The sequence below is a fragment of the Aquiflexum sp. genome (assembly GCF_041751335.1).
Classification (GTDB): domain Bacteria; phylum Bacteroidota; class Bacteroidia; order Cytophagales; family Cyclobacteriaceae; genus Aquiflexum.
This window is the reverse complement of the sequence record NZ_JBGSXS010000395.1, coordinates 1-11,858: the sequence shown is the minus strand read 5'-3', so window position 1 is coordinate 11,858 and position 11,858 is coordinate 1. Positions and strand designations below refer to the sequence as shown.

Annotated in this window: 9 protein-coding genes; 8 read left to right on the top strand and 1 reads right to left on the bottom strand. The window is 38.6% G+C overall.

What is annotated here, in order from left to right; all coding sequences use genetic code 11:
• The 3 genes from rnr to ACEW8U_RS21225 all read left to right on the top strand — a co-directional run.
• Positions 1-2,168, top strand: a 2,168-nt coding sequence (gene rnr / locus ACEW8U_RS21235; protein ID WP_373524059.1) for a ribonuclease R, incomplete at its 5' end; no start/stop codon positions are given.
• Positions 2,140-3,129 (top strand): polyprenyl synthetase family protein, encoded by a 990-nt coding sequence (locus tag ACEW8U_RS21230; RefSeq protein WP_373524058.1) that lies wholly within the window; start codon positions 2,140-2,142, stop codon positions 3,127-3,129. The genes rnr and ACEW8U_RS21230, both read left to right, overlap by 29 nt.
• A 503-nt stretch (positions 3,130-3,632) precedes the next feature.
• Complete coding sequence (locus ACEW8U_RS21225) at positions 3,633-4,262, top strand: rhomboid family intramembrane serine protease (RefSeq protein ID WP_373524057.1); 630 nt, start codon at positions 3,633-3,635, stop codon at positions 4,260-4,262.
• A gap of 206 nt (positions 4,263-4,468) precedes the next feature.
• On the opposite strand, the gene ACEW8U_RS21220 is transcribed toward ACEW8U_RS21225, so the two are convergent.
• Positions 4,469-4,780, bottom strand: coding sequence for an HPF/RaiA family ribosome-associated protein (locus tag ACEW8U_RS21220; protein WP_373524056.1), 312 nt, complete (start codon positions 4,778-4,780; stop codon positions 4,469-4,471).
• Between the two features lie 113 nt (positions 4,781-4,893).
• Here ACEW8U_RS21220 and ACEW8U_RS21215 point away from each other — a divergent pair, with 113 nt between their 5' ends.
• The 5 genes from ACEW8U_RS21215 (at position 4,894) to ACEW8U_RS21195 (ending at position 11,707) form a co-directional block, all read left to right on the top strand.
• The gene (locus ACEW8U_RS21215; protein ID WP_373524055.1) at positions 4,894-6,066 is read left to right on the top strand and encodes a hypothetical protein; all 1,173 of its coding nucleotides are present in this window, start codon (positions 4,894-4,896) and stop codon (positions 6,064-6,066) included.
• A gap of 186 nt (positions 6,067-6,252) precedes the next feature.
• Positions 6,253-9,324 carry an Eco57I restriction-modification methylase domain-containing protein gene (locus tag ACEW8U_RS21210; protein ID WP_373524054.1) on the top strand — a complete coding sequence of 1,024 codons (3,072 nt, stop codon included), beginning with the start codon at positions 6,253-6,255 and terminating at the stop codon, positions 9,322-9,324.
• On the top strand, positions 9,321-10,259 hold the full coding sequence (locus ACEW8U_RS21205; protein ID WP_373524053.1) for a DUF5677 domain-containing protein: 939 nt from the start codon (positions 9,321-9,323) through the stop codon (positions 10,257-10,259). Before ACEW8U_RS21210 ends, ACEW8U_RS21205 begins: the two co-directional genes overlap by 4 nt.
• A 199-nt stretch (positions 10,260-10,458) precedes the next feature.
• Positions 10,459-10,926 carry a hypothetical protein gene (locus ACEW8U_RS21200; RefSeq protein ID WP_373524052.1) on the top strand — a complete coding sequence of 156 codons (468 nt, stop codon included), beginning with the start codon at positions 10,459-10,461 and terminating at the stop codon, positions 10,924-10,926.
• A gap of 310 nt (positions 10,927-11,236) precedes the next feature.
• Positions 11,237-11,707 (top strand): hypothetical protein, encoded by a 471-nt coding sequence (locus tag ACEW8U_RS21195; RefSeq protein WP_373524051.1) that lies wholly within the window; start codon positions 11,237-11,239, stop codon positions 11,705-11,707.
• Positions 11,708-11,858: the final 151 nt, after the last annotated feature.

The following is an 11,858-nucleotide window of genomic DNA, read 5'->3' as shown; positions in this document are numbered from 1 at the left end:
ATCAACAGGGGAAGAAAGGCGGGAAAGTGATGGATGCCTCCCAGTTGGCAAGAAAAGTCCTGAATTTTTTGGACAACAACTATGGCAAAGAATTCAATGCCAAACAGATCATCAAAAAACTCGAAATCAGAGACTCGGTCACCAAAGGTGGAGTAGAGCCTACTTTGCATAAATTGGCTGCGGCAGGTTCCGTCTCCAAGACACCAAGAAATTATTTTTCTTCTATCAAAGAACCTGAATTTGTAGAGGGTGAAGTGGATTTTGTCAATCCAAGATTTGCCTTTATCAAGCCTGATCCAAAACACGATTTGGAAGAAGACGTGATGATAAAAGAGGCAGATCTCAAACATGCACTCGACGGAGACAGGGTAAGAATTATGGTCTATCCCACCAAAGGAAGTTCCGGAAGACTTGAGGGAAAAGTTTTGGAGATCGTCAATAGAAGCAGGGATGAGTTTGTTGGAAGGATTGAGATTTCCCCAAGATATGCCTTCGTAGTACCTGATTTCAAAAAAATGCACCATGATATTTTTGTGCATTTGGGAGATTTGGGCGGTGCCCAACACAATCAAAAAGTAGTCGTCAAACTTTCCGATTGGCGGGAAGATGACAAAAACCCGACAGGGAAAGTCACAAGGGTCTTGGGTAAGGCGGGTGACCACGAAGTGGAGATCCACTCGATCATGGCGGAATTCGGATTGCCCTTTGAATATCCCAAAGCCTTAGAAGAAGAGGCAAATGCCATCCCCGATGAAATCCCAAGTTCTGAAATCAAAAACAGATTGGACATGCGGGATGTACCTACATTCACTATTGACCCTGCTGATGCAAAGGATTTTGATGATGCCATTTCATATAGAAAACTTGACAATGGGAACCTTGAAATCGGTGTCCACATCGCTGATGTGACCTACTATGTGCAGCCAAAAACAGGATTGGAAAAAGAAGCCTATGATAGGGCTACCTCAGTTTATTTGGTGGACAGAACTATCCCCATGCTGCCGGAAAGGCTAAGCAATGGGCTTTGTTCCTTGCGACCCAATGAAGATAAACTGACTTTTTCCTGTGTATTTGAATTGGATGAAAATGCAGATGTCCTGAAACATTGGATCGGGCGGACTGTAACGCATTCAGATAGGCGGTTTGCCTATGAAGAAGGTCAGGAAAATATCGACCAACAATCAGGAGACTTTTTTCAAGAACTAACCCATCTCAATGACCTCGCTAAGAAACTCCGTAAGAGGAGATTTGAAAAAGGGGCTGTGAATTTTGAAACAGTTGAGGTCAAGTTCAAATTGGATGAAAAAGGAAAACCGCTTGGGCTTTTTGTCAAAGAGCGGAAAGACATCCACAAACTGATTGAAGAATTTATGTTGCTGGCCAACCGTACCGTGGCGGAATTTGTGTACAACAAAAACAAAGGCAACGATACATTTGTATATAGGATCCATGACAATCCTGATGCCGAGCGATTGGAAACATTTGCCAACTTTGCAAAGAAATTTGGCCATGAGGTCAAATTGGGAGAAGGGACTAGGATTTCAGCCGCATTGAATAAACTGATGGATGAAATCGTCGGAAAACCTGAGCAGAATGTTTTGGAACAGTTGGCCATCCGAAGCATGGCAAAAGCCAAATACACTACTGAACCCAAAGGACATTTCGGACTGGCCTTTAAGCACTATACTCATTTCACCTCCCCTATCAGAAGATATCCTGATATGATGGTGCATCGATTGCTGCAACATTACCTTGATGGTGGCAAATCCCCCAATGAGGAAGAATGGGAAGACAAATGTCTTCATTCCTCCACAAGAGAAAAAAGAGCTTCGGATGCAGAAAGGGCTTCCATCAAATACAAACAAGTAGAATTCATGTCCCTTGCTGAGGAAAAAGACTATGACGGTATCGTGGCAGGTGTCACAGAATGGGGTGTTTTTGTGGAAATCACAGAAACCAAATGCGAAGGAATGATCCGGGTTCAGGACATGAAGGATGATTATTATGATTTTGATGAAAAAAACATGCGGCTTATTGGGTCAAAAAATAAAAAAATGATCACTTTGGGGGATAAAGTGATGGTCCGTGTAGTTGCCACGGATATTGATAGAAGAACAATAGATCTGGAATTTGCCGATAATGAACCAAGCCAAAAAAAGCGCCGATAACTTATTAAATGCCTTGGAAAACCATATCCAAGGTTTTACTTACGGAGAATCACCCAAAGAACTTTACGATCCGATATCTTACATTATGAGTTTGGGAGGAAAACGCATCCGCCCCCTACTCACTTTGATGGCCTATTCGTTGTACAAAGAGGATTTTCAAAAAATCCTTACGCCCGCCTTGGCCGTAGAGGTTTTTCACAATTTCACACTCATGCACGACGACATCATGGACGATGCCCCGCTGAGAAGGGGAAATCAAACTGTTCATGAAAAATGGAATGCCAATACTGCTATCCTCTCAGGAGACGTGATGCTGGTGAAAGCCTATGACATGCTTCTTGAAATTGAAGCAGACAAACTCAAGTTGTGCATCAGACTTTTCAATAAAACCGCTGCTGAGGTCTGTGAAGGACAACAAAAGGACATGAACTTCGAAACCCTCCTTACAGTCTCAGAGGAAGATTACATTGATATGATTCGACTCAAAACTGCGGTTCTTCTTGGTTTTGCACTTCAGTTTGGAGCAATTCTGGCCGGTGCATCCAAAGAGGATTCAGACCATCTCTATAATTTCGGAGTCAATATCGGAATAGGTTTCCAATTGAAAGATGATCTTTTGGATGTCTATGCAGATAAAGCAAAATTTGGGAAACAGGTGGGTGGAGATATTATTTCCAACAAAAAAACCTTCTTATTGCTCAAAGCAAAAGAACTCGCAAAAGCAAACACTAAGACTTTATTGGAAAACTGGATTGAAACCAAAGATTTTGATAAATCAGAAAAAGTCGCCACAGTAACCGCTATCTATGATGAATTGGGAATAAAAGCCTTGACAGAGTCAAAAATGAAAGAGTACTTTGACAAAGGATTTTCGGAGTTCACTTCCTTGAAAGTACCTTTTCAGAACCAGTTTCAGGAACTTCTGGACCTTACTCAAAATCTGGTGGATAGGGAGAAGTAAACTCAATACAGGAACAAGGCAGTAATCGGAACAGGCGTCATGCTGACGCAGGAAAGCCTGTCCCGTCCCGATAGCTATCGGGATTCGGGGCATCTCGTGAGGATCAGAAAATGATTAATATGAACACAAATAGGACCTTTTGAGATTCCTTGTACCTACCAATGACGTAAATCGAAGCGCCGTCATGCTGACGTAGGAAGCATCTCATGAAGATCAGTAAATGATAGAATTAACATAAATAGGACCTCTGGAGATCCTTCGTGCCTCAGGATGACGTACTAATAGTAGCCGCCGTCATGCTGACGAAGGAAAGCCTGTCCCGTCCCGATAGCTACCGGGATTCGGGGCATCTCATGGGGATCAGAAAATGATAGAATGTAATATAAATAGAACCTCAGGAGATCCCTCGTGCCTCGGGATGACGCCTAGCAGGTTGGCAACTTGATGACAATTTCAGTCCTGAACTTTACTCAATTATAAAAGACTCCTAAACACCTCAATAAATGGAATTATCCGTAACAGTCATATTGATTGCCATCACCGCATTGACATCCTATCTGGCATGGAAAAAGCCTGAACTGCTCAACAGGTGGATGTTTACACCTTATATAATCAAAAATAGGGGGCAATGGGACAGGTTTGTGCTGTCGGGATTTATCCACAAGGACAATATCCACTTGCTCTTCAACATGTTTACTTTCTATTTTTTCGGAAGGGTGGTAGAGATGTTTTTGATATTCAAATTTGGAACGGTTATCGGGATTGCTGCCTACGTGCTATTCTATGTGGGTGCCATTGTGATTTCCGACATTCCTACCTATTTCAAACATCAGGATCATTCCTTTTACAATGCTTTGGGCGCATCAGGAGGTGTGGCTGCGACTGTCTTTGGAAGTATCATCTTGACGCCATTATCGGATCTCTGCCTTTTTGGAATCCTATGTTTACCGGGATTTGTGCTGGGAATCTTGTTTTTGATCTATTCGGTCGTACAGGCTAAAAAAGGTTCCGATGGCATCAATCATGACGCTCATTTATATGGGGCACTGTTCGGTATAGCATTCATTTTGATCGTCAATCCCCAAAGTGCACTGGACTTTTTAGATCAAATAAAAAGCTTTAGGATGTTTTGATTATTTTACCAATAAAAAAAAATCAAGCGCTTTTGCTTTAATCCATTCCAATTTAATTTTATTCCGATATTAATAGATATTGGATATAAATTGATATTAAAAAGCCCTAGCTAGGGATCAAAATATCCATAAATATCCAATATCAATAAATATCACTTACTTCAAATAAGCACTAAAATTTGATTTAGGGATCAACCCTGAAATCCCTATTTATCCCTCTGAAGCTGACGAATATTCTTATCCGTGACGCTTCTCAACATGGTATTCCATCTGTCCTTTGCCTTTTCCTCAGAAAACACATCAGGTCCTGGAATGCCAACTCTCATTCCCAATTGTCTTACAGCAGTCTTCCCTGTTCCGGAAATATTAAAATAAAGATCAACAGCATTGATGTCATGTGTGAATCTTGAAATCTTGTCGATGGATTTTCTAATCTGGACCTGTAATCCCTCAGGGAGGTCAACTTGTGGTGCTTGAACATCAATTTTAATCCCTTTGTAATTTTCGGTGTAATTCATATTTAATATAATTTAGTTAATATTTTTCCTACATCGGAATGGTTTTTGCACCATTCTTATCAGTCGAAAGACTAATCACAACAAAAATACATGTTTAACCTTAAAAAATAGATATGAAGATTTTTAATAGAGAAGATTTTATAAAATTATCCAAAAAAACTGCCAAACCGATGGTTTCCATATATTCTCCCACTTCCAGGCAGAGTTCAAACGGATATAAGCAGGATATGACGCATTTCAAAAACCAGCTTTCCGGCGTGAAAGAATCCTTGGAGAAAGACTATAAAATGTCAAATTCAGAAATCAATAATCTCTTGGATCCCGCTCAGGAACTTTTAGATAATTTCAGTTTTTGGCAGAATAACTCCGATACGCTTGCTTGTTTTCTGTCAGAAAATGGAGAGATGGATCTATTCAAACTCCCGATTGAAACTAATGATAGCAGTCATTTTATTGGTAACAAGCCCTTATTACTACCTATGATCCCTGAATTGAATGATGACGGCCACTATTATCTCTTGTTATTAAATCTTGACCGGATCAGACTTTACGAGGCTACAAGAAGTGTCATACAGGAGGTTATACTTGACCCTGAGGAAGTCGCCGTCTCTTTCACCACTGAGGAGGAAGAGGATGAAAATCAGGATCAGCTTCATGGTCAAGGGGGAATTGGCAACGCTGGAGCGATGTATCATGGACATGATGGAGGTTCGGATGAAGTGAAGAAAGTCACGATCCTCAATTATTTTCACAGGATGACCAATATGCTTGAGCCTTTATTATATCGAAACCCACTGCCTATGTACCTTGCAGGTGTGGATTATTTGATTCCGATATTTAAAGAAGCCAGTAAATACAATCATTTGATGGATGGTCATGTCAGTGGAGCTTTTCAAGAAAAAGACATGTTGACCCTGCACCAAAAATCATGGGAAATCGCAGAACCTCATTTTTTGAAAGAAAGAAAAAAGAGAAAAGCAAATTTCCAGGCAAAAAAAGCAGAAGGATTGGCGGTCAGCAATGACAATCTCAAAATCATCAAAGCAGCGCTTACAGGTGCGGTAGATACATTAATGGTTAATAAAAACCATGAACACCTATGGGGGAAATATGATCCGGAAACCCACAAAATAAATCTCACTGACGAGCAGGAAGATGCTTCTCACTGCTTGGTTGATGAAGCCGCTGCCAGAGTAATCGAGTTTAAAGGCAAAGTATATATGACAGACCCGGAGGATATGCCCGAGGATAATTTGATCGCTGCCACGATGAGGTATCCACTTTAATCTTTAGAATTCCAAAAACCATCATCAAGGGTTACCTGAAAAATCAGGTAACTCTTTTTATTTATTCAATTTTCTAAATTCATCCTTTATCACTAAAAATCCGTCTCCATAATCTCATAAATTCACTTTATTCCCTATCTTCAAAAACCAAACAATTCGAATGCCTTTTTGATCACATACTAGCTTATGCCTCTTTTTCAGAATTCAGTTCTTAAGAAATACCTCTCTGCACAGGAACAGGCTCCCATGCATACCGCTTTTGGCGCTTATCTGGCATTTTTCCACGATCCCCTTCGCAGAGCAAATATCCGGGCTTCCAAAGAAGAACAGTTTCAGGAGGGATTTCTCCGGGAGTTATTCGTCAATATCCTCGGCTATACGATCAATCCTGATCCGGATTATAATCTGACTACCGAGCTCAAGAATATCAAGGACAGCAAGAAAACCGACGGTGCCATCCTCAAAGACGGCAAAGCGCTCGCAGTGATCGAACTCAAAGGCACCGATACCAAGGACCTGGAAAAAATCCGGGATCAGGCTTTCAATTACAAAAACAACCATCCCGATTGTGTCTATGTCATCACAAGCAACTTTGAAAAGCTGCGCTTCTATATCCACAATGCGGTAGATTACTACGAGTTCTCCATACTGCACATGAAGCAGGATGAGTTTAGATTGCTGTGGCTGCTGCTACAAAAGGATAACCTGCTTAAGGGAATTCCCCAAAAGATCAAGGCGGAATCCCTGATCGTCGAGGAACAGGTCACCAAAAAACTCTACTCCGATTATTCATCTTTCAAACAGCAGCTCTGGCAGGATATGGTCGCCCAAAATCCCGGGTTGGACGAACTCCTGCTTTATAAGAAAAGTCAAAAGCTGCTCGACCGTTTTCTCTTTATCTTCTTTGCAGAAGACAAGGGACTGCTTCCGCCCAACTCCATCTCTGAAATTATTAAGCAATGGGAGACTTTAGAACATTTGGATTCTTATGTCCCGCTCTACGATCGGTTCAAGCTGTATTTTGGATTTATGAATACCGGGCGGCCAGCTAGGAAGGATAAAGCCGAAATACATGCCTATAACGGTGGGCTCTTTGCCCCTGATACTCTGCTGGACAGTCTCAAGATATCTGATGACCTCCTCAAAACCCACGTACTCAAACTCACCGAGTACGACTTCGAGTCTGAGGTGGACACCAATATCCTCGGCCATATCTTCGAGCATAGTCTCAACGACATCGAGAATGTGCGTGCTGCACTGGAAGGGACGATCGTGGACAAAAGCAAAACCAAACGAAAGAAGGACGGGGTATTCTACACCCCCAAATACATCACCAAATACATCGTGGACAATACCGTCGGCAAACTCTGCACCGAGAAAAAAGCCGAACTGGAAATCATAGATGAAGATTTCTCCAGAGGCAAGGTCTACAAAACCAAGGATGCGGAACAAAAGCGAAGAGGAGAACTCAAGATTAAACTCACCAAATACCGGGAATGGCTGCTGCAACTCGCCATCTGTGATCCTGCCTGCGGATCAGGCGCTTTCCTGAATCAGGTCCTGGAATTCCTGATGGCCGAGCACCGCTACCTGGACGAACTCGAATCCATGCTCTTTGGCAGCAGCATCGTCTTCCCCAATGTGGAAAACCATATCCTCGAAAACAACATCTTCGGAGTCGATATCAATGAAGAGTCAGTGGAGATCGCCCGCCTTAGCTTATGGCTGCGCACGGCCCAAAAAGGCAGAAAACTCAGCACCCTCAGTTCCAATATCAAAGTAGGCAATTCCCTGATCGATGACCCTGAAATAGCAGGAGATTTGGCCTTCAACTGGCAGGATCAATTCCCAAAGGTATTTGCCAAAGGAGGATTTGATGTGGTGGTGGGGAATCCACCTTATGTCCAATCACATTCCTTAGATGAACCTAGTAAAGAATTTATCTATAAAAATTTCAAAACAGCAGAATATCAAATCAATACATATGCTGTTTTTATGGAAAGGATTTTAAAAATCCTTCATGATAATTCTTATTACAGTGTAATCATTCCGAATTATTGGCTTTCTACTAAATATGACTCAAGATTGCGAAATCAAATCTTCTTGGAAAACAATTGTTTAGAGATACTTAATGTATTTAGCGTATTCGAAGATGCTACTGTGGATACTGTCATCTTAACAGGAGAAAAAACAGTCGTTCCAATGTTTCCAAAATCAACAAAAATTATTTCAATTGAAAAGGACTTAAAATCAATTACTGACAGACTTAATGATTTGGCTGAGAAGAAATGGGCTAATGTTAAAAATGTAGAGTTTATCAATTTTGATTCAGACACCAATCTTTCATTTGAAAATGTATTAGAGTTAAATGGAAAATTTAGAGTTTCTGACTTTTTAAATGGATATCAAGGGTTAAAGACTTATGAAGAAGGAAAAGGAACGCCTCCTCAAACAAGGGAAATGATGAACAAAAAAGTTTATCATTCTTTTGTAAAAGTAGATGAATCCTATCTTCCGCTTATAGGAGCAGGGAATGTTCAAAGATTTCTAATCAAGCCATATAAGGAATACATTAAATACGGCCCAAATTTAGCGGCCCCAAGAAATCCCGATATTTTTTTAAACCCAAGATTGTTGGTCAATAGGATTTTATCTAAAGAAAAGATTGATATAACTTATGTAGAGAATCCAATCGTAAATAATACAGATGTATTTAACTTTTTGCCAATCAAGGGAAGAGAAGATTTTTTGAAACCAATTCTTGCGATTTTAGCAAGTAAGATTTGTTCAAATTATTTTAGGACTTCTAATGTGAATCTGTCAAGGGCTGCTTTTCCAAAATTAAATGTTAATAACATTTTGAGCTTTGTTATACCTGCAATTCCAGAAGATGTAAGATCAAAGTTGAGTGAACTCGTTAATCATTCTTTGAAAATAACGGAATATGAATATGAATTGGAAACCAATTTCTCAAAATTGCTAGTAGCAAAATTTCCAATTGAAAAGCTTTCAACAAAACTCCAAAACTGGCCTTCCTTAGACTTCAAAGGATTTTTGGGAGAGTTGAAGAAAGCCAAGGTCAAGTTAAGCCTAGGAGAAGAAGCCAAGTGGATGGCCTATTTTAATGAACAAAAATCCAAAGCCCAAGCCTTACAAACCGACATCACCCGCCTTGACCGGGAGATTGATGCCTTGGTGTATGAACTGTATGGATTGACGGAGGAGGAGATTAGGACAGTGGAAGGGGGTGAGGGATGAAGTCAGAAGAAGAAAAATGGCTTACCTTTTATTCAAACACAATGCATGAGCTTGTAGATATTGGTGTAACGATATCTATTGACTTAATGAAAAATGAAGATTTAAATAAAATCAATAACTTTTCTGGATACATGTATCTTAAAAATTTGCTTGAAATTTTAGATTCAATTTCAATAAACATAGCAAATGGAATTACTGGGACCTCTACAAAAACTTTAAATAGAGTAGCGTTAGAATATTTCTTTGGAGCATATTATTTATTCATAAAAAAAACACATTATCAAAAAAAGTGTAAAGATATTGCCTTCATCTCGATACTTGAAGAAAGAAAAGGTTTTGAGCCTTTTTACAAAGAAAATTTAAAAAAGACTTCAGAAAAGTTAAAAAACCAATACAAAATTGATGTCGGCTCAAAATTATCAAATATTGATTATTCAAAAAATCAAAAAAAATATGACCAACTTTTAAATCATTCTGATTTTAAAGAAGTCAAGAATGAATATACCAGAACAAAAAATAAAGATTTTTTTAAATACAAAAATATTGTTCCGTGGTATTCATTATGGGATGGTCCAAACAATATCGAAATTTTATCTCGGCAAACAGAAACTTGGAATATTTACGATTCCCTATACAGGAATTTCAGCCTTTACTTGCATGGACATAAAACAATCGAAATAAATAGAATTCATAAAGATTCAAAAGGCACATTATTTACATACGCTATCGGAACCCCGTATGAATTGAATTTTATAACTTCTCCATTCATATATATATGTCATTATTTGTTTCATAAAATTTTAAATGATTACATTATCGAAAAAGATGAATTGATGATAAGATTAGATGAGGTTTTGTTAAATTATTTTAAGTACAATCCAAAAGAAGATCCATTTGATCCAATTACAAACAGTTTTAAACCATTTCCTGAATAAGCTTAAATTGGTATGGTTTCAAACTATACCTTCCTATTTTGGAGTTTGTAGTTACTACTGAAATAAGAGAAAACCGTCTCTTCGCCGAAATAAAGGTCTTGGATTATGAGTTGTTTTTCTTGAAAGAGGAAAAGATCAGGATAGTGGAAGGGAGGGTAGAGAATTTAATCAAAGACCCAGAAAAAATTTATTCAAAAAAATGAAATACTTTCCAAAATGGCTTCAGTTTATACTAGTTGTTATACTTGTAGGACCAATAATAAATTCAATTGATTATTTAGAGGAGACTTATAATGTTGATCCGTATATCAGCATAGGTATATTAGTATTTTCCGTATTTTCATTTTACCTATATTTATGGATAAAGGATATGAAACAAAAAGTAAAAGATGAAAATCAAAATTATTTAAAGAATTATTTTAATAAATATATGTATTCTCAAAAAGAGTTTGACAGAGCATTTTCAATGCTTTGGGATTTAAAGAAAGGAAAAAAGCCTGGCTTCTTTACCTACCCTCATTACAAATCACTTTATAACCACCCTATGAAATTTCGAATAATATCAGAATATGATAAATATTTTGAAGACCTACCTCAAATGGCTGAATCAGAAAGAAAAAAGCGAGCTATTGCTTTAACAGATTACGTTTTTAAACAAATGCCATGAATATATTGATAGGAATAATATTGATTATTGTAAGTTTTCTTATCAGGTCTTGGTATGGTTTGAAAAAGGGTTATCACAATCCGATTTATTGGAAACCTATTCATGCAAACATGTTAGCTAATTTTGTTGTAATTGTTGGTTCTTTTGGACTAATGATATTTGGGATAGTTCTATTGTTTGCTTAAGTCATGACAACTCCAAATGGACAATGAGAATCTGAAAGGAGTGTTTTTTTTTGTTATGTCCTTTCTATTAGTTGTAATCATACCCTGAAAGGGTCGAACTATTATCGGATAAATGACAACGAAATATGAAAATGATAAAAAGAAAAGAATTCGAGGCCATGTTCCTTCCCCATAACCAATCTGGAACACAAATCTGGGTGATTACCAAAATCAAAGAACTTCCGAAAGAAATCATTCAGTTTGCGCTTCATCTGGCAGCTCTGGACTTCATCAAATTTGTAAGAATTGATGCTGACGCAATTGCCGCTTCCAGCGAAAATTATCCCAATCGGCCTAAAGTGCCAATTACCCAAATGAACCATCCCACCGCGACAGGTATTGAGTTGCTTTACAGCTTGGAATACAAAACAGTTGATTTTTACGATATCAATTCAACCACCAAAGGCAATGGCGGAAAAATGGCGGCTGCCATTTTGAAAGATTTCCCTCAAGGATGGAGCCCGATTGTCTTCAATGACTGGAGTGATGGATTTTGGGATCAAATGAAAGAAAGATATAAGCATTTGGATTGGATAAATGATCCTTTTGAAGGATAGTCTCAAATAATTTAAGTTCAATCCCACCACGGTGAAGTTTATTCCCTTTAATGTTCAAGAAGCAACTGGGTGCAATTTGCATTCATATCCGAATCAAAGATGGCTTTGGTCAGGTCATTCATATAGGTGGCCATGTTGATTTGGTTGCTAT

Coding starts and splice junctions, on each gene's coding strand:
- ACEW8U_RS21230 (WP_373524058.1), top strand. CDS start 2,140: ATGAACCAAGCCAAAAAAAGCGCCGATAACTTATTAAATGCCTTGGAA.
- ACEW8U_RS21225 (WP_373524057.1), top strand. CDS start 3,633: ATGGAATTATCCGTAACAGTCATATTGATTGCCATCACCGCATTGACA.
- ACEW8U_RS21220 (WP_373524056.1), bottom strand. CDS start 4,780: ATGAATTACACCGAAAATTACAAAGGGATTAAAATTGATGTTCAAGCA.
- ACEW8U_RS21215 (WP_373524055.1), top strand. CDS start 4,894: ATGAAGATTTTTAATAGAGAAGATTTTATAAAATTATCCAAAAAAACT.
- ACEW8U_RS21210 (WP_373524054.1), top strand. CDS start 6,253: ATGCCTCTTTTTCAGAATTCAGTTCTTAAGAAATACCTCTCTGCACAG.
- ACEW8U_RS21205 (WP_373524053.1), top strand. CDS start 9,321: ATGAAGTCAGAAGAAGAAAAATGGCTTACCTTTTATTCAAACACAATG.
- ACEW8U_RS21200 (WP_373524052.1), top strand. CDS start 10,459: ATGAAATACTTTCCAAAATGGCTTCAGTTTATACTAGTTGTTATACTT.
- ACEW8U_RS21195 (WP_373524051.1), top strand. CDS start 11,237: ATGAAAATGATAAAAAGAAAAGAATTCGAGGCCATGTTCCTTCCCCAT.